This is a genomic window from Halorubrum lipolyticum DSM 21995 (assembly GCF_000337375.1).
GTDB lineage: Archaea > Halobacteriota > Halobacteria > Halobacteriales > Haloferacaceae > Halorubrum > Halorubrum lipolyticum.
Window position 1 is genome coordinate 106,735 of the sequence record NZ_AOJG01000025.1, and the last position, 22,866, is coordinate 129,600.

Sequence of the window (22,866 nt, forward strand, 5' to 3'; positions counted from 1 at the left end):
ATCCGTTCATGAACGAGAGACCGACCGGGCGAGAAACCGCGGGGCCGAGCGAAAACGCGACTGGCGTCACGCGGCGACGCCTGCTCGCGGGCGGCGGGGCCGTCGCCGTCGCGGGGCTGGCGGGCTGTCTCGGCGGGCGCGACGGGCCGGTGCCGGCGCCGGAGGTGACGAGCGACCGGATCGACGACGGCTGGCGGCTCCTCGACGAGTCGGAGAGCACGGTGTTCGAGCAGTCGTACGGCCCGGTGACGGTGACCGCGCTCGAACACACCCGGATCTACGAGTACGTCTCGGTCGCCGAGGCGCTGTCGGAGACGTTCGGCGCGAGCGGGTCGCCGGTCGTCTTCTTCGCCACCCGGATCGACGTCCGACCGGCGATCGACGGCCTCCCGGCCGGGATCGGACGGGACCAGCTGATGGCCGAGGTGGAGACCGCCGCGATCGACGCGTTCCGGTCGCAGCTGAACGCGAGCGGGATCGAGAACGTCGAGATCGTCGACGAGGGGACGAGCACCGTGCGGAGCGGCCACACCGCGACCACGTGGCAGCTGACGGGCGAGTTCGCCGTCGACGGCGAACTGCCGCTTCCCGACGGGTCGACGACGAGCCTCGGCGAGACCGTCGACATCGAGTCGCGGCTGGGCGTCTGGCACGACGGCACCGACGTGTTGGTCGCGGGCGGCGCGTATCCGGCGGAGCCGCTCACGCAGGTGATAGACGAGGCCCTCCCGAACGCGATCGACGCCGAGACCTTCCTCGAAGAGACAGTCGACGAGGAGACGAGAGCGGCGCTCGCGACCGAGCCCGGGGCCTTCGACGAGGAGATCTCGGCGCTGCTCATCTCGGTGGAGTGAGCGCCGGGGGTCACGTCGAGGCTCGAACCGACCCGTTTAATCGGCGCGCGCGGCTCTGTCCCGGTATGAGCGGCTTCCCTTCCTTCGAGGTGATCCCCGCCGTCGACGTGCAGGACGGCGAGGTCGTCCAGCTGGTCGGCGGCGAGCGCGGCACGGGCAAGCGGTACGGCGACCCGGTCGAGGCCGCCGAGCGGTGGATCGAGTCGGGCGCCGAGACGCTCCACCTCGTCGACCTCGACGGCGCGTTCGAGGGCGAGCGCGTCAACGCCGACGCGATCGAGGCGGTGGTGGAGGCGGTGGGCGGCGACGCGGTCGACGACCGCGTCGGCCTCCAGCTCGGCGGCGGCATCCGGACCGCGGCGGGCGCGCGCGACCTCCTCGACCTGGGGCTCGATCGCGTGATATTGGGCACTGCAGCGGTCGAGACGCCCGAGATCGTCGCCGAGATCGACGAGACGCACCCCGGCAGCGTGGTCGTCAGCCTCGACGCGAAGGACGGCGAGGTCGTCGTGAGCGGGTGGACCGAGGGGACCGGGCTCGACCCCGCCGAGGCCGCGACGCGCTACGAGGAGCTGGGCGCGGGCGCAATCTTATTCACGAACGTCGACGTGGAGGGACAGCTGGAGGGGATCGACCGCGAGGCGGTCGCGAGCGTCGTCGACGCGGTCGACATCCCCGTGATCGCCTCCGGTGGGGTGACGACGACCGACGACGTGGCGGATTTAAAAACGGCCGGCGCGGCCGCGGTCGTCGTCGGCACCGCGCTGTACGAGGGACGGTTCACGCTGCGAGAGGCGCAGGCGGCCGCGGACGAGGCCTGAACCGCGACCGTCCCCGCCGATCATTCCTCCGGCCGCTCGCGCTGGACGACTAACACCGGGCCGAGGAAGCGCTCGGCGACCTGTTCCGACGGCATCCCGAAGACGAAGGTGGTGACCGACGGGTCCGTTTCGCCCATCACGACCGCGTCGTGCGACTCGGCTCGGCCCGCGATGGCGTCGATCGAGGCGTCCGCGTCCTCGACGAGCGTCTCGATCCGGTCGGGAGCGATCCCGCGCTCGACGAGGTCGGCTTTCACTCCGTTTAAAAACGACTCTCCGTCGTCGGGGGTCTCGCCCTCGTCGAGGGCGTGGTAGAGCGTCACGTCGACGCCCCCGTCGGCGAACAGCCCGGCGACGAGCCGCGTGTTCCGCCCGACGCCGACCGTCCCACGGAGCGCGACGAACACCGAGTCGACGCACTCCGTGCTGTTCGGAACCAACACCGCGAGGCAGCCGTACTCGTAGATCAGCCGGTCGATCGTGATCTCCTCGTCGTGGGTGAACACGAGCCGCGTCTCGACCTCGGCGCCGGCCGCGGCGAGGCGGTCGGCGAACTCGTCGAGCTTCGACATCGCCGTCTCGCCGAACTGCTCGCGCGCTTGCTCGGCCGCGGTCTGCTCGGGAATCGCGTGATACCCGAGCAGCACGACGTGCGCGTTCGCGAGCAGCTCCGGCGTGCCGTTCGGAAGCGACTCGCCCTCCAACACCGCGAGCGGGACCAGCACCGACGGTCGGTCGATCGCTGGGGGTTGTTCGGTCGCCGGATCCCTTTCGGTCGCCGGATCCTCTCCGCTCTCGGGCTGTGCCCCGCCGTCGTCCGCGGGTGTCTCGGTCATCAGAAGTCACCTTTGAGTTCGACGTCCGTCCCGTAGTACCGGTACCAGCCGTAGGCGGCGAGCATGACGGCGGCCCCGACGGCGATCGACGCCAGTTGCATGAACGCGATCAGCGCGAAGCTCGCGAGCCCGCCGACGGCGGCGACCGCGAATCCGGCCGGACAGCGGAACGAGGGGGCGTACCAGGGCGGCCGCTCCCGGCGGAGCTGTATCAGCGCGACGCAGATCAGCCCGTACATCACGAGGTGGAGGAAGGAGGCGACCTCCGCGAGCAGCGCCACCTGTCCGGTCGCAGCCAACACGACGATCGGACCGCCGGCGAGGCCGAGGGCGACGTGCGGTGTGCCGTACGCGAGGTTGAGCCGGCTCGCGTCCTCGGGGATGATCCCGTCGCGGCTCACCGCGTACACCGCGCGGGAGGCGCTGAGGATCGAGGCGTTCGCGCTGGAGAAGGTTGCCAACAACCCGGCGACGACGATCGCCAGCGCGCCCGGGAGCCCGACGAACGACCGGGCGACCTCGACCATCGCGGTCTCGCCGAACTCGCCGAGCCGGACGCTGCCGAACGCGCTCGTCGCGACGAAGATGGTGACGACGTAGAAGACGCCGACGAGGAGCACCGAACCGACCATCGCCAGCGGCAGGTTCCGGCTCGGCTCCGTGATGTCGCCCGCGACGGTCGCGACCTGCGCGAACCCGAGGTACGAGGTGAAGACGAGCGCCGCCGTCTGGAGCACCGGGAGCGCCCCGCCGGGCGGGAAGAACCGCTCCGGGGTGCTCTCGGCGCCGAAGACGCCGAGCGCGTCGAGCGAGCCGTAGCTCAAAAAGAGCGTGAGGATGACTAAGAGGAGGATCACGATCCCGTTCTGGAGCGCCGCGGTGTTCTCGGTCCCGAAGAGGCTGAGGGCCGTGAGCCCGACGCCGAAGGCGACGCCGAGGGGGATCGCCGGGTCGATCGGGAGCGCGATCCCCGCTTCGAGGAACACCTGTCCGGCGTAGCTGCCGAGCCCGACGAGGTAGAACGCGGAGGCGAACACGAGCCCGAGCCAGAGCCCGATCCCGACGATCGCGCCGGCGGCGCTGCCGAGCCCGCGCGAAATGAAGAAGTAGCCACCGCCGCTGCGGGGCATCGCGGTGGCGAGCTCCGACGCCGGCAGGGCGACGAGGAGGGCGATCACCGCTCCGATCGCGAACGAGAGCGACGCCGCCGGGCCGGCGTTCTCGGCCGCCAGCCCCGGGAACACGAAGATCCCCGCGCCGATCATCGTCCCCACGCCGATCGCGAGGCCCCCGACGAGCCCGATCGTCCGTTCGAGCTCCCCCTCTCCGGTGTCGGCGTCGACGACGTCGGCGACGGCGTCCGGGACCTCGACGCCGGCGGGCGATGCGTCGGTGCCGGAGCCCGTCGCGTTCGACGGACCGGACCCCTCGGGGGGCGCTGAATCGTCCATACCGTGCCGAGACGATTCGCTGACGTGACAAATATCCACCGCCGAACCGGGGACCGTCGCCCGACACACCCGCAACCGACTTACGAATCCCCCGCGACGAGCCGGTATGAGCGACCACGACCGGACCGCGGCCGTCACCCGCGAGACGAGCGAGACGACGATCGAGCTCACCCTCGCGGTCGACGGCGACGGCGACAGCGAGGTCGACACCGGGATCGGGTTTTTCGACCACATGCTCGAATCGTTCGCGAAACACGGCCTCTTCGATCTGACGGTCGCCTGCGACGGCGACCTCGACATCGACGACCACCACACGGTCGAGGACGTGGCGATCTGCCTCGGCGAGGCGTTCGACGAGGCGCTCGGCGACAAGCGAGGAATCCGGCGGTACGCCGACCGACGGGTCCCCCTCGACGAGGCGGTCGCGAGCGTCGTCGTCGACGTGGCCGGCCGCCCGTACTACGACTTCTCGGGCGAGTTCTCCCAGGAGTCGGTCGGCGGGTTCACGAGCGTCATGGCCGATCACTTCGCGCTGTCGCTCGCGCACAACGCCGGGCTGACGCTCCACGCCGCGGTCGAGACGGGCGACAACGCGCACCACGAGGTGGAGGCCCTTTTTAAATCCCTCGCGCGGGCCCTCGACGACGCGACGCGGCTCGACGAGCGCCGGAGCGACACGCCGAGTACGAAAGGCGAGTTGTGAGCGGAGCGTCCGGGGACGAGGGCCGCGAACGACCGCCGGCCCCCGCCCACGACTGCGTTCCGACGGTTTAAATCGGGTCGGGACCCACCCTCCACCAATGCAACCGAGTTCGCTCTCCGGGCTCCCCGCGGGCGTCGGCGAGGCGCTCGAAGCGGAGGGCGTCGCCGAGCTGTACCCGCCACAGGAGGCCGCCGTCGAGGCCGGCGTCGCCGACGGCGAGAGCCTCGTCGCCGCGGTGCCGACGGCCTCCGGGAAGACCCTGATCGCCGAGCTCGCCATGCTGTCCGCGGTCGAGCGCGGCGGCAAGGCCTTATATATCGTCCCGCTGCGCGCGCTCGCCAGCGAGAAGAAGACCGAGTTCGAGCGCTGGGAGGAGTTCGGCGTCACCGTCGGCGTCTCCACCGGCAACTACGAGTCCGACGGCGAGTGGCTGGCGACCCGCGACATCATCGTCGCCACCTCGGAGAAGGTCGACTCGCTCATCCGCAACGGCGCCCCGTGGATCGACGACCTCACCTGCGTCGTGAGCGACGAGGTCCACCTCGTCGACGACCCGAACCGCGGCCCGACCCTCGAGGTGACCCTCGCGAAGCTCCGGCGGGTGAACCCCGGGCTCCAGACGGTCGCGCTCTCGGCGACCGTCGGCAACGCGGACGTGATCGCCGACTGGCTCGACGCCGAGCTCGTCGAGTCCGACTGGCGCCCCATCGACCTCCGGATGGGCGTCCACTTCGGCAACGCGATCGACTTCGCGGACGGGAGCAAGCGCGAGGTGCCCGTGGAGCGCGGCGAAGACCAGACCGCCCGGCTCGTCGCCGACGCGCTCGACACCGAAGAGGACGGCCAGGGCGGCTCCTCGCTCGTCTTCGTCAACTCCCGTCGCAACGCCGAGTCCTCCGCCCGGAAGCTCACGGACGTCACCGGCCCTCGGCTCACCGACGACGAGCGCGATACGCTCCGCGAGCTCGCCGAGGAGATCCGCTCCGGCTCCGACACCGACACCGCCGCAGACCTCGCGGACGCGGTCGAGCAGGGGTCGGCGTTCCACCACGCGGGGCTCCGGAGCGAGGACCGCGCCCGCGTCGAGGACGCGTTCCGCGACCGGCTGATCAAGTGCATCTCCGCGACGCCGACGCTCGCCGCCGGCGTCAACACCCCCGCCCGCCGGGTGATCGTCCGCGACTGGCGCCGGTACGACGGGGAGTTCGGCGGGATGAAACCCCTCGATGTGCTGGAGGTACACCAGATGTGCGGGCGTGCGGGACGCCCGGGGCTCGACCCGTACGGCGAGGCGGTGCTGCTCGCGAACGACGCGGACACGAAAGAGGAGCTGTTCGAGCGGTACCTCTGGGCCGACCCCGAGCCGGTTCGATCGAAGCTCGCCGCCGAACCCGCGCTTCGGACCCACGTGCTCGCCACCGTCGCCTCCGGGTTCGCTTCCACTCGTGACGGCCTCCTCTCCTTCCTCGACAACACCCTCTACGCGACCCAGACCGACGACGAGGGGCGGCTCGCGGCCGTCACCGACACCGTCCTCGACTACCTCGCCGTCAACGACTTCGTCGAGCGCGAGCGCGACGGCGGGAGCGGGAGCCTGACCGCGACCGGCATCGGCCACACCGTCTCGCGGCTCTACCTCGACCCGATGAGCGCGGCCGAGATGATCGACGGGCTCCGGTCGGTCGCTCGGGACGCCGACGGCGCGACCGCGGGCGCCGAGGGAGCGACCGGCGAGTTCGTCAGGACCGGCGACGACGGCGACGAGCCCGGGTTCGGGACCTACACGCGGCCCGGGGAGGAGGAATCGGCAGAGCAAGAGGAGACCGACGAAGAGCCGACGGAGCCCCCCGAAGTCACGCCCCTCGGCCTCTACCACCTCGTCAGCCGCACGCCCGACATGTACGAGCTCTACCTGAAGTCGGGCGACCGCGAGACGTACACCGAGCTCTGCTACGAGCGGGAGACGGAGTTCCTCGGCGACGTGCCCTCCGAGTACGAGGACGTGCGCTTCGAGGACTGGCTCGCGTCGCTGAAGACCGCCCGCCTGCTGGAGGACTGGGCGAACGAGGTCGACGAGGACCGGATCACGGAGCGGTACGGCGTCGGCCCTGGCGATATCCGCGGGAAGGTCGACACCGCCGAGTGGCTCTTGCGCGCGGCCGAGACCCTCGCGAGAGACGTGGAGGGCGTCGACGGCGACGTCGTCGTCGCGGTCCGCGAGGCCCGCAAGCGGATCGAGTACGGCGTCCGCGAGGAGCTCCTGGACCTGGCCGGCGTCCGCAACGTCGGCCGGAAACGCGCCCGGCGGCTGTTCGAGGCCGGAATCGAGACCCGCGCCGACCTCCGCGAGGCCGACAAGCCGGTCGTCCTCGGCGCGCTCCGCGGTCGCGAGCGCACCGCCGAGCGGATCCTCGAACACGCCGGCCGCGAGGACCCCTCGATGGACGACGTGCGGCCGGACAAGTCGGCCTCCGCGGCCGCGACCGCCGGCTCCGGGAGCGACGGGGACGGGGACGGACAGGCGAGCCTGGGTGATTTCCGATGACCGACGCCGACGCCGGCGCGGGCGACGCCCCCGCCTCGCCGGCGACCCCGCCCCACCGGCTCGTCGCGGGGACAGTCGCCATCGACGACCTCGACGCGTTCCTCGCGACGCTCGACGAGGTCGCGGCGGAGACGGGCGCGGTCGTGCAGGCGTTCGACGCGGACCTGATCGTCTCGGCCGCGCACCTCTGCGAGGCGACCCGCCTCGCCGCCCGCGCGATCGCCCGCGACGAGGCCGTCGCCCGCGATCCGGGCGTCGAGGTCATGCTGTACGCGGCCGGCAGCCGGCAGATCGACCGCGCGTTCGCGCTCGGCGTCTCAGAGGGAGAGCAGCGAACGGTCGTCCTCGTCGCGGACTTCGGTGCGGTTCCGGGCGCGGACCGACCTGCCGCGGACCTCGACGCGGCCGCTGCGTCGGTGGAAGACCTGCTCGAGCCGGCGACGGGGGCTTCGGCCGAAGGGTTCGACCCGTCGTGCGACGCGGAACGCGTCCGGGAGTTCTACGAGGTCGGCGACCGCGAGATGGCCGCGACCGCCGGAGGACTCGCCGACATCGTCCGCGAGCGCGTCGCGCTCCTCGACGTCGAGAAGTAGGTCGAACCCCTTCGCTTCGGCTGGAAAACGCGGTACGTGGTGGGGTTTTCGTTCCAGTCGAAACGCGAACAGGGCGGACCGTAGCGGGGCGGGTCGCGGGTCCCCGAGGAGTCGAGACGCCGGTCCGACGGCGGTCGGGTCGTGGCTCCGACGAGAGTCGGTCGGCGCGGACCGAAGCGAACCGCGAGAATAGTCCATCCTGGATTCGAACCAGGGTCGTTGCCCCCAGAAGGCAACAGGATTGGCCACTACCCCAATGGACTGCGTGCACTCACCGATAGCCAGTGGGTCTTTGTAAGCGTTGCGCGTCGCGGGCCCTCTGTCACGGGTTCACAGGCCTTCGGGAGCGGGGCGGGGGCGAGTGCCGAGGGGGACGAGGGAGTTCCGCCCGAGACCGATCTCCGAACGTGCGTATATCGATGCGCTTTAGCCGGTCGGATAGCCACGAACCTGTATGTACGTCGGACGATTCGTCGTCGTCGCCCCCGGTATCGGCGCCTACCGCGTCTCCTCGCGCTCGTTCCCGAACCGCCGCGTGACGGATCGGGAGGGAACGCTCACCGTCGGCCCGACGCCCGACGCGCCCGAGACGGACAACCCGTACGTCTCGTACAACTGCGCGCGCGCGGTCCGGACGCCGACCGACGAGCCGCTCGCGGTCGTCGGCAACGGCTCCCACGTCGACCCGATCGCGGAGAAGCTCGAGCTCGGGTACCCCGCCCGCGACGCGCTGGCGACGCCCCTGCTCGCGCTCGACTTCGAGAAGGACGACTACGACACGCCCCGGATCGCCGGCGTCGTCGCCGCCGAGACCGCGACGATCGGCGTCGTCCGCCGCGACGGCCTCGTCGTCGAGGCGGTCGACGAGCCGACGATCGTCGCCACCTACGAGACCGATAGCCCCGAGCCGTACGGATTCGCGGCCGCGGACGCCGAGACGCTCGACGCCGCGACGGCCGCGACGGAGGTCCTCGGCGCCGACTTCGAACACCCGGTGTGCGCCGCGGGCGCGACGGTCGACGCCGACGGCGTGACGCTGGCGTTCGACAACGACGCGGAGTAGACCGCCCGAAGCGGGTCCGCCCGACCGCCTTTCCGGCTCCCCTCGCCTTTTGAGCCCCGCGAGCGATACGCGGACATGGAGCGCGTCACTGCGACCGATTACCACGACATCGCGAAACCCGCGGACCCGCGGCTCTCCCCCGACGGCGACCGCGTCGCCTTCCTGCGACGGGAACCCGTCGACGACGAGACCACCGAGTCGACGGTGTCCCTCGCCGATCTCGCTGACCGCGACGGCGGCGCCCCGCGTCGGCTCACGCTCGCCGAGGGTACCGACGCGGAGCCGCGCTGGAGCCCGTCCGGCGACCGGATCGCGTTCACCTCGACGCGGGGCGCCGCCGACGACCGTCAGCAGCTGTGGGTACTCCCGCTCGCCGGCGGCGAGGCCCGGCGGCTCACCGACGCCGTCGGCGGCGTCTCCGAGATCGCGTGGTCGCCCGACGGCGAGCGGCTCGCCTTCGTCCAGTCGGTGACGGCCGACGACCGCGAGACCGACCGGGACCTGTCGGTCCCCGAGGGATACGAGCCCGACGACCACCCCGACCCGCGCGTCGTCGACCGCACCGTCTACCGGACCGGACAGCGCTACGTCGACGGTCGGCGCTCGCACGTCTACGTCGTCGACGCCGACGCGCCGGTCGACGGCGCGACCGGCGGCGACCCGGCCGCGGGGGTCGAGCGCGTCACCGACGGCGACGCCGACTTCGGTGCGCCCGAGTGGGGAGACGCGGAGACCCTCTACTTCACCGAGCGGGTCGGCGACGACCCCGACGACTCGGTCGAGATCGCGATCCGCGCACGCGACTTCGAGACGGGCGAGACCGAGCGTGTCCACGCGACCACGGGGTGGGACGCCGCGCTGGCGGCGACCGACGACGGCCGAGTCGCGTTCACTCACGCCGAGCCCGAGCGGGTCTCCATGCGGCAGACGGATCTGCGCGTGCTCGACCGCGAGAGCGGCGCGGTGACCGACCTCACGGCGGATCTCGACCGCGGAGTCGGTCGCGCGGTCGCCCCTCAGTGGGGACCCGACGACGCGACGCTGTACTTCGCGACCCCGGACGAGGGGGCGACCGCCCTCTGGCACGTCCCCGGCGACGGGAGCGAGACGCCCGAGCGGCTCTGTCGCCCCGGCGCGGTGTCGGGCGGGACAGTCGGCGGCGACGCGGGCGCCGGCCCCGAGGAGGTGACCGTCGCGTTCGCCGCCAGCGAGTGGGACCACCCGGGCGACGCCTTCGTCTACGACGCGGGGACCGGCGAGACGACGCGGGTGACGGAGCTCAACGCCGACTACCTCACCGAGCGCGAGATCGGTGAACCCGAGGAGGTCCGCTTCGAGTCAGACGGGACGGAGATACAGGGGTGGGTGTTGACGCCGCCGGAATTCGATCCGGGCGACGGCGCCGAAAACCAGTTCCCCCTCGCGGTCGAGATCCACGGCGGCCCGCACGCGATGTGGTCGACGGCGGGGACGATGTGGCACGAGTTCCAGACGCTCGCGGCTCGCGGGTACGTCGTCTTCTGGTCGAACCCGCGCGGCTCGACCGGCTACGGCGAGGCGTTCATGCAGGCGATCGAGCGCGACTGGGGCGCGGTCACGCTCACGGACGTGATGGCGGGCGTCGAGACGGTCGCGGAGCGCCCGTACGTCGACGAGACGAACGCCTTCGTCACCGGCGGCTCCTTCGGCGGGTTCATGACCGCGTGGACGGTGGGCCAGACCGACTACTTCCGCGCGGCCGTCTCCCAGCGCGGCGTCTACGACCTCACCGGCTTCTACGGCTCGACGGACGCGGCGTACAAGCTCGTCGAGGGCGACTTCGACACCGTCCCGTCCGAGGAGCCCGGATGGCTGTGGGCGCAGTCGCCGACCGGCCACGCCCACGAGGTCGACACGCCGACGCTCCTCGTTCACTCCGAGGACGACACCCGGACGCCGATCTGCACGGCGGAGCTGTACCACCGGATCCTCCGGAAGAACGGCGTCGACACGCGGTTCGTGCGCTACCCGCGCGAGGGCCACGAGCTCTCTCGCTCGGGCGAGCCGGCCCACGTCGTCGACCGCATCGAGCGGATCGCCCGCTGGTTCGACGGCTACTCCGAGCACCACGACGCGCCGCGCGCGCTCGACCGCCCCGACGAGGAGGGGTTGAGCGGCGGGGACGGGGATGAAGGGGACGGAACAGAGGGAGAAAGGGAAGCCCGCGAGGAGTGAAGCCGGATACTCGAGAGAGACGCTACTCGCCGTCGTCTGGGTCGTCGGGGTCGTCCGAGTCGTCCGGGTCGAACGCGTCGATCGCGGCGTGGACGCCCTCGACCCACTCGTCTAAGGCGCCGTGGAGTCGCTCTTTCGCCTCCGGGACCGGGATGGCGGTGTACTGGTAGACGTACCCGCCCGAGTCGAGCAGGCGGCGGCGGCGCTCGACGAGCCCCTTCTCCCGCAGCGTCGACAGCGACCGGTTCACGTTCGACCGGTCTCGGTCGAGGGTCTGGGCGAGTTCGGCGACGGTGCTCCCCGGGTGATCGAGCAGCGTCAGGTACGTCCGGCTCTCGTGGTCCCGGACGCCGAACACGCAGGAGAGCACGTGCTCGAAGGAGGGAGACACGTCGCCGACGAGGTCCTCGATCTCGGGGTCGCTCATGGGCGCCGTTCGACTGCGGTCGGGTTAAAAGTCGTCATCGCGGCGGCGAGTCGGCGGGGCAGACAGTCGGCGGGGCGGCGAGTCGGCGAGACGGCGGGCGGTGAGGCGACGAGACGGCGGCTCAGCGATCGGGGTCCGCGTATCCCATCCGGTCGATACAGCCGCGCATCTCGGTCTCGTCCGCGTGCCGGTGGAGGTTCGTGGGCGTGTCGCAGTGATACGTCTCCCCGTCGTAGCGGAGCACGACCTCGTGTCGCCCGCCGGCGACCTCGACGTCGACGAGGATCCGGCGCCCGTCGTTGAGCGCGTCGATGATCTCGTCGGGCGACAGCTCGCCGGCCTCGACCCGGAGTACCTCGGTCATAGGCCCTCTTCGCGGGTCGCCGAATTAAAACCGTGCCTGTCCGGCCGACCTCACGTCATCGTCGAGTCCGGGCCGCCCTCTTCCTCCGGCGGCTCGACCCCCTCGGCGGCGGCCACGTCCTCGGTCCGCTTCTCGGCCTCGACGTGCCAGCGGTCGATCTCGGACTCGTAGTCGGCGAGGATGTCGCTCACCTCGGCTTTCAGCTCGTCGTCGTTGACGTTCACCTCGAAGACGAACGTCTCGCCGTTCTCGCCGCGGCCGACCTCCTGGACGTTGGCGCTGACGAGTTCGTTGTCGAAGTAGTACGGTGCCATCTGGGTCATCACCTTCCGGTAGACGGTGTCTTCCACCTTCCGGAGCGCCTTGCGACTCGCCGAGTCGGCGGCGCGCGCGACGTGGCCGATCGACTCGCCCCAGCTCTCCATCGCGCTCTCGGTGTCGTTCTCCTCGACCTTCTCGTAGGACTCGGTGAGCTTCTCGCCGGCCGTCTGGAGGTCGTCGCCGGGCGATTTACCGGCCTGTTCGCCCTCTCCTTCGCCGACGGACGCCTGTTCGGCGGTCTTCGCCGACACGTCCTCGTCGATACGCTCGTGAGACTTGGGGCGCCAGTCGTCGAACTCGTGGAACGGGTCGCCGTCGGCGCCGGTCTCTCGGAGCGCCAGGGCGATCCGCTCGCCGTGCTCGACCACGTCTCCCCAGTCCCCGCGCATCTTGAAGCCGGAGATGCTCTCTTCCATCGCTTGCTCTCGCTACGGCGCGAACGCGTATAAGTTTCCCCGACCGCGTGAACCGCTATTCCTCGTGCGAGAACCGGCGGTCGGTCGGGCCGACGACCGATTCCGCCGGAGAGGAGTCCTCACAGCGGCTCAGTTCGAGTTGGCGTCGGCGGCGAGCTCGCCCTGCGTCTGGCCCGCGTCCTCGCCCTCGCCGAGCTCGGGCTGTTCGCCGTCGTCGGGGGTCGGCGTGTGGGGGCCGTCACCGAGCGCGCCCAAGACGAGGTACAGCATCGCGATGACCATGAGGAGGGTCATGACCGTCGCGACGATCCCCACTGCGGACACGTACTGGAACATGATGCGCGGTCGGCGGGCGCGACGTATCAACGTATCGGCTTCCACCGATCGAGCGGCCCGACGAACCGGCGAGTTTCGCCATCTTTTAAGCCGAACGCGGCGCTTCTCCCGACAATGACTATCGAAGACCGCGACGACGCGCACCTCATCACGCACGCGCTGGCGAAGGACACCCTCTCGCGGCTCCGCGACGTCGAGACCGAGCAGGTCGCCTTCCGGAAGGGGCTCGTGAAGCTCGGTCGGATCTGCGGCTACGAGATCATCGACGGCGCGATGGAGACGGAGTACGTCCCCGTCCAGACGCCGCTTCAGGAGACGACCGGCGAGCGCGTGAAGGGGCTCGACGACGTGGTCATCATCAACGTGCTCCGGGCGGCCACCCCGTTCGTCGAGGGGCTCCTCAAGGCGTTCCCGCGCGCGAAGCAGGGCGTCATCTCTGCCGGTCGCGACGAGGAGGCCGGGATGACCGACGACGGCGAGTTCCCGATCACCATCGACTACGTGAAGCTCCCCGAGATCCGGCCCGAGGACACCGTGATCGTCGCGGACCCGATGCTCGCCACCGGCTCGACGATGTGCGCCGTCCTCGACCACGTCCTCGACGAGGCCGACGACTTGGAGGACCTGTTCGTCCTCTCGGCGGTCTCCGCGCCGGAGGGGCTCGTCCGCGTGAGCGAGTCGGTGCCCGACGCCGACCTGCTCACGGTCGCCATCGACGACCGCCTCGACGACGACGGGTTCATCCTCCCCGGCCTCGGCGACGCCGGCGACCGCGCGTTCCGGACGGTCTGAAGCGATCGGGGCGACCGACGCGACGGAGGCGTTCCCTGCGACGTACTTTTAAGAGCCGCCCGCGCGACCGATCTGTATGAGCGACGCGCCGACGACCGAGCCCTGCGACGGCTGCGGCGACCCCACCACGGACGCGCTCGCGCGCACCGTCCGGCTGAGCGTCGACCGAGCGAACATCGACACCCAGCGGCTCTGTCCCGACTGCTTCGCCGACTGGATCCAGCGCTATCAGGACCGGTTCGGCTCCGGTCCCGACGACTCCGACAGCTCCGAGATCATCGTCGACTGAGCGGCCGGGGGCGACCCGTTCGTTCCGGACCGCAGGCAACGTCCGTCCCGACCGCCCGTCTTAAGCCGCGGCGGCACGGACGGCGACGTAATGGACCTCGCCATCGACGCCCCGACCCCGGCGGCGCCCGACTGCGCCGACGACGGGACGTGGCTCGCCTGTATCGAGTGCGACGAGACGTTCGCCCCCTTCGAGGCCGTCCGGTACACCTGCGACGAGTGCGACGGCCTGCTCGAAGTGCGCTACGACGACCCGCCGACGTTCGACGAGTTCGGGTCGGGCGCGTCGACCGACGGCCCCGACCGCGGCGTCTGGCGCTACCGCGAGGCGCTTCCCTTCGATCTCGGCGTCACGCTCCCCGAGGGCGGCACCCCGCTGCACCGCGTCCCGCGGATCGAGGAGGCGGTCGGCGTCGACGCGCTCCGGGTCAAACACGAGGGGATGAACCCCACCGGCTCGTTCAAGGACCGCGGGATGACCGTCGGCGTCCGCGTGGCGAAGGAGCTCGGCGTCGGCGCGCTCGCGTGCGCCTCCACCGGGAACACCTCGGCCGCGCTCGCAGCCTACGGCGGGCGCGGCGACATGCAGACGCTCGTGCTCCTCCCCGCGGGGAAGGTCGCCGCGGGGAAGGTCGCGCAGGCGAGCCTCCACGGCGCCCGCATCCTGGAGGTCGACGGCAACTTCGACGCCTGCCTCGACATCGTCCAGGAGCTGGCCGCGCGCGGCGAGGCGTACCTGCTCAACTCCCTGAACCCGTTCCGCCTGGAGGGACAGAAGACGATCGGATTCGAGATCTTAGAGGAGTTCTACGCCGACTACGGGACGTTCCCGGACCGCATCGTCCTCCCCGTCGGCAACGCCGGCAACACGTCGGCCCTTTATAAGGGGTTCCGCGAGCTGGTCCAGGCGGGCGCGCTCGAGGTCGATCAGGTCCCGAAGCTCACCGGTGTGCAGGCCGAGGGCGCCGCCCCGATGGTCGAGGCGATCGAGGAGGGGAACGACGAGGTCCGGCGGTGGGAGGAGGTCGAGACGCGCGCCACCGCGATCCGCATCGGCAACCCGGTCAACGCGCCGAAGGCGATCCCGGGGATCCGCAACACCGGCGGCACCGCCGTCGCCGTCAGCGACGACGAGATCACCGCCGCGCAGCGCCACCTCGCCGCCGAGGGCGTCGGCGTCGAGCCCGCCTCCGCCGCGAGCCTCGCCGGTCTGAAGAAGCTCCGACGCTCCGGCGTCGTCGACGACGACGAGCGGGTCGTCTGCCTGACCACGGGGCACCTCTTAAAAGACCCCGAGGCCGCCTACGAGGCCGGCGGCGACCCCGAGCCCGTCCCGAACGACGTGGACGCCGTGCTCGACCACCTGCACGGGTAGTGCCCTCGGGAAGCGAGTCCGTCGACTTTTAAAGATAGACCTACCGAACCGCTACTCCGCCTGCCGCTCGTCGGCGTCGTCCAGCGTGATCTCGGTGACCTCGACGATCCGGCTGTCCTCGAGCAGCGCCTCGATCGCGGCGTCCGGCACGTCCTGGTCGAGGTTGTAGACGGTGAGCGCCTCGCCGCCCTGCGTCTCGCGGGCGTTGTACATCCCGGCGATGTTCACGTCGTGGTCGCCGAGCACGGTGCCGATGAGCCCGATGACGCCCGGCTCGTCGGTGTTGCGCGCGACCAGCATGTGGCCGTACGGGACCGCGTCGACGCGGAACCCGTCGATGCGGACGATGCGCGGGTCCTCGCCCGCGAACAGGGTGCCCTCGACCGCGATGGAGTCGTCGCCGTTGTTGACGGTGACGCGCACGAGGCTCTGGAAGTCCTCCGTCTGGCGGGTCTTCGACTCGGTCACGTCGATGCCGCGCTCCTCGGCGAGCCGGGGCGCGTTCACCGCGTTCACCTGCCACTCCAGCGGCTCGAAGACGCCCTTCAGCGCGCTCGCGGTGACGAGCTCCACGTCCTCCTCGGCGATGTCGCCCTCGTAGCACGTCTCCACGCCCGTGATGCGGCCGTCGAGCAGCTGTGCGGCGACCTTGCCGGCGGTCTCGGCGACGGCGATGTACGGCTTGATCCGCGGGAAGGCCGTCTCGTCGACGGAGGGCGCGTTGAGCGCCGTCAGGACGGGTTCGTCGTCGAACGCCGAGAGCACGGCCTCGGCGGTGTCGACGGCGACGTTCTCCTGTGCGGCTTCCGTCGAGGCGCCGAGGTGCGGCGTCAGCACGATCTCCTCGACATCGAGCAGCGGCGAGTCCTGCGAGAGGGGCTCCTCGGCGAAGGAGTCGAGCGCGGCGCCCGCGAGGACGCCGTCGTCGACCGCCTCGGCGAGCGCGTCCTCGTCGACGATGCCGCCCCGGGCGCAGTTGATGAGGTAGCCGCCCTCCAGCTGGGCCAGCTCGTCCTCGCCGATCATCCCCTCCGTCTCGGGGAGGAGCGGGGTGTGGATCGTCGCGAAGTCGCCGCGCGCGAGCGCCTCGTGGAGGTCCTCGACGAGCTCGGCGCCGAGCCGTTCGGCGCGCTCCTCGGAGATGTACGGGTCGTAGACGACGAGATCCATCCCGAGCGAGTCGAGCCGCTTCGCGACCTCCTGGCCGACGCGGCCGAGCCCGACGATGGTGAGCGTCTTGTTGTTCACCTCGGTGCCGAGGAACTCGCCTTTGGCCCACTCGCCGCCGAGGAGGCGGCCGTGCGCCTGCGGGATCGAGCGCGCGACGGCGAACGTCATCGCGACCGTGTGCTCGGCGGCGGCCCGGACGTTCCCCTCGGGCGCGTTGGCGACGATGACCCCGTGGTCGGTGGCGGCCTCGATGTCGATGTTGTCGACCCCGATGCCGGCGCGCCCGACGATGACGAGCTCGGAGGCGGCCTCGAAGACCGCCTCGTTCACGTCGGTTCCGGAGCGGACGATGAGCGCGTTGGCGTCGCTCACGGCGTCGAGCAGGGCGTCGCCCTCGCTTTCGTAGTCAGTTACGACCTCGTGCCCGGCGTCTCGGAGTCGGTCCAACCCCGCGTCCGCGATGGGGTCGGTCACGAGTACCTTCATGGGCGTTTTCACCGGCGGCGCGAGGTTAACCCTTTCCTCATCGCTCCGTTTTGCCGACCGAGACGATCCGCGATCGCGGACATCGAACCCCTTCATTTCGGGTGGAAACACCTCGTTCGTGGGTACCGATCGGTCGGTCCGGCCGTCGTCGGTTCCGGCGTCTCCCGCTCGCCCCGGGCTCCGTCGCTCGGCGGTACTGCCTTTTATATCCGGACGCTTGGTCGGGTATGGACATCACGATCGCGTTCGCCGGCGTGGCCGCCATCCTCGTGTTGACGGGGATCAGCGCCTTCTTCTCCAGTTCGGAGCTGGCCGTCTTCTCGGTCCCGACCCACCGGGTCGACTCGCTGCTCGCCGCCGACGTGCCCGGCGCGCGGGCGCTCTCGGCGCTGCGGGAGGACTCGCACCGCTTCCTCGTCACGGCGCTCGTGAGCAACAACGTCGCCAACATCGCGGCCGCGTCGGTCGCGACCGCGGTGTTCGTCCGGTTCGGCTTCTCCGGGGGGGAGGCGGCCACGGGCTCGACGCTGGTCACGAGCGTCTTCGTCATCGTCTTCGGCGAGATCGCGCCGAAGTCGTACGCGGTGGCGAACGCCGAGAAGCACGCGCTCCGCGTCTCCCGGCCGGTCGTCGCGATCCAGCGCGCGATCCGGCCCGTGCTGTACGTGTTCGAGGCGCTCTCCGGCGTCGTCAACGGGTTCACGGGCGGCGAGTCAGACATCGAGTCGTACCTCACGCGCGAGGAGATCGAGACGCTCGTCCTCTCCGGCGAGGCGGCGGGCGCGCTCGACCCGGACGAGGGCGCGATGATCCGCGGCGTCCTCGACCTGGAGTCGATCCGCGTGTCGGCGGTGATGGTCCCCCGGACCGACATGGTCGCGCTGCCCGACACCGCCACGCCGGCCGACGCCGTCTCGACCGCCGCCGCGGAGGGCGTCACGCGTATGCCGGTGTACGGCGAGAACCGCGACGACGTCGTCGGGATCGTCGACCTGCGCGACGCGGTCGCCGCCGACGAGCGCGGGGAGCCGCTCGCGAGCGCGCTCCGCGAACCGACCTTCGTGCCGGAGACCCAGCCGGTCGACGAGTTGTTCGCGGCGATGCGGTCGAGCGACCTCCGCATGGCCGTCGTCGTCGACGAGTTCGGCTCGGTGGTCGGGATCGTCACCTTAGAGGACGTGGTCGAGGAGGTCGTCGGCGAGCTGGTCGGGCGGTGGGAGACCGACCACGTCGACGTGATCGCGTCCGACGCCGCGGTCGTGCGCGGGTGGACCACCGTCGCGCACCTCAACGAGACCCTCGATCTGTCCCTCCCGGTCGACGGGGGGACCGAGACCGTCGCGGGGCTGGTGACCCGACAGCTCGGGCGGGTCCCGGCCGAGGGCGACCGCGTCGAGATCGGCGACGTGACGCTCGCGGTGACGGGCGCGACCGCGACGCGAGTGACCCGAGTGCGGGTGGAGCACCCGGGGATCGGAGCCGAGGGCGAGGGCGGGTCGGGCGCCTCCGGGTCCGCTGACGCGCCGGGCGACGGCGTCGAGTGACGACGCCGCGCGACCGCGATCGATCTAGAGCCCGAACGACGCGACGGTCTCGTACGCCGGCCCGTCGCTCGTCAGCGTCGACGAGACGAGCCGGACGGTCTCGACCTCGAACCGGCCGACGTCTGGGTCCCGCTCGCGGACGACCTCTTGGACGAGTCCCTTCCCGCGGGCGTCGTCCATCCGGGCGAGCGTGACGTGCGGCGCGAACTCGTGCTCCTCGGGGTCGACGCCGAGCGCGGTCGTCTCGCTCTCGAGAGCCTCGTGGAGCGCGGTCAGTTCGGCGCTCCCCGCGTCGACGCCCGCCCAGACGACCGAGATATAGTCGAGGCTCGGGAAGACGCCGTATCCACTGATCGCGCACTCGAAGGGGTCGACGTCGGCGTCCGCGACCGCGCGCTCGCCGGCCGCGATCACGTCGGCGAGCGCGGGCGTGGTGTCGTCGGTCTCAGTGTCAGTGTCGGCGTCGTCGGCGATTTCACCGAGAAACTTCAGCGTCACGTGCGTCTGCTCGGGGGCGACGAACCGCAGTCCCTCGGCGCCCTCGAACGCGGCCTGTGCCTCCGCGATCGGATCCGCGAAACGGTCCGGGAGGTCGACGGCGAAGAACGCTCGCATGACGGGTGGAACGTTTGGCGAGATCGTTTATAAACGATCGACGCCGTCGCTCACGGCATTTTAGTCCCACCATCACACAGGTGCGAAAGGTTCCGTCCGACGAAGCGGTGTCGGTGCGCGTTCGCGGCGGAGTTGCGGAATGTTTTTATACGGAAACCGGGCTAGACTCTGCTAATGCGCGCGGAGGCTCGTCTCGACGCCGCCCTCTTCCGAGGCCGACGAGCCCCGCGACCGCGACGAGGCGTCCGACCGCCGCGACCGGCTTCCGGCGCGGCGCGACGACCGGCCCCCTCGGGCCAGTAACTTTTCCCTCGTCGCGTTCGCGCCGTTCCGTTTCGGAGAGTGACAGCTACGTCGTCGGGTAGCGTCGCCGCCGCCAATTTCTTACAACTTCTAAAGCGACGAATTTAAGGGGGAGAGTCCATTCTACTCCGGTAATGGCAACCGTTGCACTCGCGTTCAGTGGGGGACTCGACACGACCGTCTGCGTGCCGCTCCTGAAAGAGGAGTACGGCTACGACGAGGTCATCGGCGTCAACGTCGACGTCGGGCAGCCGACCGAGGAGTTCGACGAGGCGGAGGAGACCGCCGAGGCGCTCGGGCTCGACATCCACGTCGTCGACGCCAAAGCGGAGTTCGCGGACCTCTGTTACGACGCGGTGAAGGCGAACGCGACCTATCAGGGCTACCCGCTCGGGACCGCGCTCGCGCGCCCCGTCATCGCCGAGGCTATCCTGGGCGTCGCCGAGGAGCAGGGCTGTGACGCCATCGCGCACGGCTGCACCGGGAAGGGGAACGACCAGCTCCGGTTCGAGGCCGTCTGGCGCGGCTCCGACCTCGAGGTGATCGCCCCCGTGCGCGAGCTCGGCCTCACCCGCGAGTGGGAGATCGACTACGCCGCCGAGAAGGACCTGCCCGTCGAGGCCGGCGACGGCGGCGTCTGGTCCATCGACGAGAACATCTGGTCGCGCGCGGTCGAGGGCGGGAAGCTGGAGGACCCGAACTACGAGCCGCCGGAGGACATCTACGAGTGGACCGCGGAGCCGGAGGGCGAGACCACCATCGAGGTCGCCTTCGAGGAGGGCGTCCCGGTCGCCGTCGACGGCGAGGCGATGGACCCCGTCCCGCTGATCCAGCACCTCAACGAGTACGCCGGCGGCTACGGCATCGGCCGCACCGACGTGATGGAGGACCGCATGCTCGGGCTGAAGGTGCGCGAGAACTACGAGCACCCGGCCGCGACCGTCCTGCTGACGGCCCACCAGGCGCTCGAGGACCTCGTCCTCACGAAGAACGAGCGCTCGTTCAAGAAGGGGATCGAGCAGGAGTGGTCCGAGAAGGCGTACCAGGGGCTCGTCTTCGCTCCCGTCGTCGACGCGCTCGACGCGTTCGTCGACGAGACGCAGGACGTGGTGACCGGCACCGCGACCGTGAAGGTGTCCGGCGGAAACTGTCGCGTCGTCGCCCGCGACTCCGACTACGCCGTCTACTCCGAGGAGATGGCCTCGTTCAACACCGAGGACGTGGCCGGCATCGCGCAGGAGGACGCCACCGGCGTCGCGAAGTACCACGGGCTGCAGGAGCGCCTCGCCAACGACGTGAAGGCGGGCGTGAAAAAGCCCGAGCTGGCGACGGACGGCTCTGGAAAGACGGACGAGACCGACGACGAGAACTAAATGACCGACGACGACCCCGGCACGGCGGGGGACGCCAACGGAACGGGTGCCACCGGTACGGCCGTCCGCCGCGACCGCTTCAGCGGCGGCCCCGCCCGCGAGTTCCTGTCGAGCCTCGCCGCCGACGCGGCGATCTTCGAGGCCGACCTGGCCGTCGACCGCGCGCACACGGTGATGCTCGCGGAGCAGGGGATCGTCGATAGCGCGGTCGCCGGCGACATCCTCGCCGCCCTCGACGACGTGGAGGCCGCCGGCCACGACGCGCTCCCCGACGGCGAGGACGTTCACGAGGCGATCGAGACGGCCGTCATCGACCGGGTCGGCCCGGACGGCGGCCGGATGCACACCGCGCGCTCGCGCAACGACGAGGTGGCGACCTGCATCCGGTACCGGCTGCGCGAGGACCTGCTCGCGGCCGCCGAGGCCACGATCGCGCTCCGCGAGGCGCTCGTCGACGTGGCGAGCGAACACACGGAGACGGTGATGCCCGGGTACACCCACCTCCAGCCGGCCCAGCCGACGACGGTCGCGCACTACCTGCTCTCCTACGAGGGCGGGGTCGCACGCGACACCGAGCGCCTGCTCGACGCCTACGACCGGGTCGACCGGTCGCCGCTCGGCGCGGCGGCGTTCGCGGGGACGCCGTTCGACATCGACCGCGACCGGACCGCCGAGCTGCTGGGGTTCGACGGGACGGTCCGGAACTCGACGGACGCCGCGTCGGCGCGCGACTTCCTCGCGGAGGGCGCGACCGCGTGCGCGACGCTCGCGACGACGCTGTCGGGGCTCGCGGAGGACCTCGTCCTCTTCTCGAACAAGGGCTTCGTGGAGCTGTCGGACGCGTACGCCTCCACCTCCTCGATCATGCCCCAGAAGAAGAACCCCGACACGCTGGAGCTGACCCGGGGCGTCGCCGGCGACGCGATCGGGGAGGCGACGGGCACGCTGAGCCTGCTGAAGGGGCTGCCCCGCGCGTACAACCGCGACCTCCAGCGCGCCCACGCGGGCGTGTTCGAGATCGCGGACGACGTGCGGGAGGCGACCGAGGTCGCCGCGGGCGCGGTCGCGACCGCCGACTGGAACGAGGCGACGCTCGCGGACGCCGCGGGCGAGGGCTTCTCGACGGCGACGGGCGTCGCCGACCTGCTCGCGATGGGCGGGATGCCGTTCCGGACGGCCCACGAGATCGTCGCGACGGCCGCCGAGACCGTCTCCGACGGCGACTCGCCGGCCGCCGCGGCCGCAAAAGTTGACGAGGCCACTCGAAACGTGACTGGCGAGCCCCTCTCGGCGCACGTGAGCCGCGAGGACGTGGAGTCCGCGCTCGACCCCGCCGCCAGCGTCGCGAGCCGCGACTCCGCCGGGGGGCCGGCTCCCGACGCCGTCGCCGACGAGCTCGCGACCGCCGAGGCGGGGATCGAGGCCGACGCCGCGGCGCTCGCCGACGAGCGGGAGTCGCTCGCGGCGGCGGCGGCGCTCCTGGACGCGGAGGTGGACTCGTATGCGTGAGCCGGTGCCGACTGCCGCGGGGCGGGGACCTCGACCGCCGCGTCGGCCGCGCCCCCCGCGACGACCGATGCCGTCGACGGCCGACCCGCGACCGCCGACGGTGCCGCCGTCCCCGCGAGGGGACGCACTCACTACTGAAATCTGACACCGGATTTCACACGGCGGTTGTATATCCGATTTTCGTCCGTTAGAGGGTAGTCCATTTATTGTAAATCAGATTACAAGTTCGAAGGGTTTATGCGGGTTCACGGTCGAGTAGCTGGTACGATGACGAGCGACACTGATCCGGTGGTGGCAGAGGACCCGATCACGGGCGAGGAGATCGAGCTTCCGGCCGACGTCGAGGTCGGCGAGATCATCGACAGCCCGGTCACCGGGACCGAGCTGGAGGTCATCTCGCTGGACCCCGTCGTGTTGGAAGAGGCCCCCGAACTCGAGGAGGACTGGGGCGAGTAGATGGCGACGAC

At 70.9% G+C, this 22,866-nt stretch carries 22 protein-coding genes and 1 tRNA gene; 14 read left to right on the top strand and 9 right to left on the bottom strand.

All coding sequences use genetic code 11. The features are described from left to right. Nucleotides 1-8 precede the first annotated feature (8 nt). A complete protein-coding gene (locus C469_RS09130; protein ID WP_049911198.1) occupies nucleotides 9-854 on the top strand; it encodes a hypothetical protein in 846 nt (281 codons plus the stop codon). Between the two features lie 65 nt (nucleotides 855-919). Beyond that, nucleotides 920-1,675 (top strand): 1-(5-phosphoribosyl)-5-[(5-phosphoribosylamino)methylideneamino]imidazole-4-carboxamide isomerase, encoded by a 756-nt coding sequence (gene hisA / locus C469_RS09135; RefSeq protein WP_008005917.1) that lies wholly within the window; start codon nucleotides 920-922, stop codon nucleotides 1,673-1,675. 20 nt (nucleotides 1,676-1,695) lie between these two features. Here the strand turns inward: hisA and C469_RS09140 are convergent, their stop codons facing one another. Next, entirely contained in the window at nucleotides 1,696-2,511 is an 816-nt protein-coding gene (locus C469_RS09140; protein ID WP_008005918.1) for a UspA domain-containing protein, read from the bottom strand. Beyond that, entirely contained in the window at nucleotides 2,511-3,962 is a 1,452-nt protein-coding gene (locus C469_RS09145) for an APC family permease (RefSeq protein ID WP_008005920.1), read from the bottom strand. Before C469_RS09145 ends, C469_RS09140 begins: the two co-directional genes overlap by 1 nt. A 106-nt stretch (nucleotides 3,963-4,068) precedes the next feature. Here C469_RS09145 and hisB point away from each other — a divergent pair, with 106 nt between their 5' ends. The 3 genes from hisB (at nucleotide 4,069) to cgi121 (ending at nucleotide 7,803) form a co-directional block, all read left to right on the top strand. Continuing rightward, a complete protein-coding gene (gene hisB, locus C469_RS09150; RefSeq protein WP_008005921.1) occupies nucleotides 4,069-4,665 on the top strand; it encodes an imidazoleglycerol-phosphate dehydratase HisB in 597 nt (198 codons plus the stop codon). Between the two features lie 97 nt (nucleotides 4,666-4,762). After that, on the top strand, nucleotides 4,763-7,210 hold the full coding sequence (locus tag C469_RS09155) for an ATP-dependent DNA helicase (protein ID WP_008005923.1): 2,448 nt from the start codon (nucleotides 4,763-4,765) through the stop codon (nucleotides 7,208-7,210). Continuing rightward, nucleotides 7,207-7,803 carry a KEOPS complex subunit Cgi121 gene (cgi121, locus tag C469_RS09160; protein ID WP_008005927.1) on the top strand — a complete coding sequence of 199 codons (597 nt, stop codon included), beginning with the start codon at nucleotides 7,207-7,209 and terminating at the stop codon, nucleotides 7,801-7,803. Before C469_RS09155 ends, cgi121 begins: the two co-directional genes overlap by 4 nt. Before the next feature lie 190 nt (nucleotides 7,804-7,993). On the opposite strand, the gene C469_RS09165 is transcribed toward cgi121, so the two are convergent. Further along, nucleotides 7,994-8,066: transfer RNA gene (locus tag C469_RS09165), tRNA-Gln, on the bottom strand. A 191-nt stretch (nucleotides 8,067-8,257) separates the two neighbouring features. On the opposite strand from C469_RS09165, the gene C469_RS09170 reads away from it, so the two are divergent. Then, the gene (locus C469_RS09170) at nucleotides 8,258-8,866 is read left to right on the top strand and encodes an IMP cyclohydrolase (RefSeq protein WP_008005928.1); all 609 of its coding nucleotides are present in this window, start codon (nucleotides 8,258-8,260) and stop codon (nucleotides 8,864-8,866) included. A 75-nt stretch (nucleotides 8,867-8,941) separates the two neighbouring features. After that, the gene (locus tag C469_RS09175) at nucleotides 8,942-11,080 is read left to right on the top strand and encodes a S9 family peptidase (protein WP_008005929.1); all 2,139 of its coding nucleotides are present in this window, start codon (nucleotides 8,942-8,944) and stop codon (nucleotides 11,078-11,080) included. A gap of 22 nt (nucleotides 11,081-11,102) precedes the next feature. Here C469_RS09175 and C469_RS09180 read toward each other — a convergent pair whose 3' ends face one another. From C469_RS09180 to C469_RS09195, 4 genes are all read right to left on the bottom strand, one after another. After that, nucleotides 11,103-11,507 (bottom strand): helix-turn-helix domain-containing protein, encoded by a 405-nt coding sequence (locus C469_RS09180; protein ID WP_008005930.1) that lies wholly within the window; start codon nucleotides 11,505-11,507, stop codon nucleotides 11,103-11,105. 121 nt (nucleotides 11,508-11,628) lie between these two features. Beyond that, nucleotides 11,629-11,871, bottom strand: a complete 243-nt coding sequence (locus C469_RS09185; RefSeq protein WP_008005931.1) for a hypothetical protein — start codon at nucleotides 11,869-11,871, stop codon at nucleotides 11,629-11,631. A 50-nt stretch (nucleotides 11,872-11,921) separates the two neighbouring features. Then, nucleotides 11,922-12,608 carry a DUF5828 family protein gene (locus C469_RS09190; protein ID WP_008005932.1) on the bottom strand — a complete coding sequence of 229 codons (687 nt, stop codon included), beginning with the start codon at nucleotides 12,606-12,608 and terminating at the stop codon, nucleotides 11,922-11,924. 129 nt (nucleotides 12,609-12,737) lie between these two features. Further along, nucleotides 12,738-12,944 carry a hypothetical protein gene (locus C469_RS09195; protein WP_008005933.1) on the bottom strand — a complete coding sequence of 69 codons (207 nt, stop codon included), beginning with the start codon at nucleotides 12,942-12,944 and terminating at the stop codon, nucleotides 12,738-12,740. A 114-nt stretch (nucleotides 12,945-13,058) separates the two neighbouring features. Between C469_RS09195 and upp the strand changes: the two genes are divergently transcribed. The 3 genes from upp (at nucleotide 13,059) to thrC (ending at nucleotide 15,399) form a co-directional block, all read left to right on the top strand. Then, nucleotides 13,059-13,736: a uracil phosphoribosyltransferase gene (gene upp, locus C469_RS09200; RefSeq protein WP_008005934.1), complete on the top strand. Its 678-nt coding sequence runs from the start codon at nucleotides 13,059-13,061 to the stop codon at nucleotides 13,734-13,736. Nucleotides 13,737-13,812: 76 nt separating this feature from the next. Beyond that, a complete protein-coding gene (locus C469_RS09205; protein WP_008005935.1) occupies nucleotides 13,813-14,025 on the top strand; it encodes a DUF7569 family protein in 213 nt (70 codons plus the stop codon). Between the two features lie 90 nt (nucleotides 14,026-14,115). Continuing rightward, complete coding sequence (gene thrC, locus C469_RS09210) at nucleotides 14,116-15,399, top strand: threonine synthase (RefSeq protein WP_008005937.1); 1,284 nt, start codon at nucleotides 14,116-14,118, stop codon at nucleotides 15,397-15,399. A gap of 51 nt (nucleotides 15,400-15,450) precedes the next feature. Here thrC and serA read toward each other — a convergent pair whose 3' ends face one another. Next, nucleotides 15,451-17,055, bottom strand: a complete 1,605-nt coding sequence (serA, locus tag C469_RS09215; protein ID WP_008005940.1) for a phosphoglycerate dehydrogenase — start codon at nucleotides 17,053-17,055, stop codon at nucleotides 15,451-15,453. 227 nt (nucleotides 17,056-17,282) lie between these two features. Between serA and C469_RS09220 the strand changes: the two genes are divergently transcribed. Next, on the top strand, nucleotides 17,283-18,599 hold the full coding sequence (locus C469_RS09220; RefSeq protein WP_008005941.1) for a hemolysin family protein: 1,317 nt from the start codon (nucleotides 17,283-17,285) through the stop codon (nucleotides 18,597-18,599). Nucleotides 18,600-18,623: 24 nt separating this feature from the next. On the opposite strand, the gene thpR is transcribed toward C469_RS09220, so the two are convergent. Beyond that, entirely contained in the window at nucleotides 18,624-19,214 is a 591-nt protein-coding gene (gene thpR, locus C469_RS09225) for an RNA 2',3'-cyclic phosphodiesterase (RefSeq protein ID WP_008005942.1), read from the bottom strand. Nucleotides 19,215-19,651: 437 nt separating this feature from the next. On the opposite strand from thpR, the gene C469_RS09230 reads away from it, so the two are divergent. From C469_RS09230 to lysW, 3 genes are all read left to right on the top strand, one after another. Beyond that, a complete protein-coding gene (locus tag C469_RS09230) occupies nucleotides 19,652-20,890 on the top strand; it encodes an argininosuccinate synthase (RefSeq protein ID WP_008005943.1) in 1,239 nt (412 codons plus the stop codon). Further along, nucleotides 20,891-22,399, top strand: a complete 1,509-nt coding sequence (argH, locus tag C469_RS09235; RefSeq protein WP_008005944.1) for an argininosuccinate lyase — start codon at nucleotides 20,891-20,893, stop codon at nucleotides 22,397-22,399. It abuts the gene before it with no gap. Between the two features lie 267 nt (nucleotides 22,400-22,666). Next, nucleotides 22,667-22,855 carry a lysine biosynthesis protein LysW gene (gene lysW / locus C469_RS09240; RefSeq protein ID WP_008005946.1) on the top strand — a complete coding sequence of 63 codons (189 nt, stop codon included), beginning with the start codon at nucleotides 22,667-22,669 and terminating at the stop codon, nucleotides 22,853-22,855. The last annotated feature ends 11 nt before the right edge of the window (nucleotides 22,856-22,866 follow it).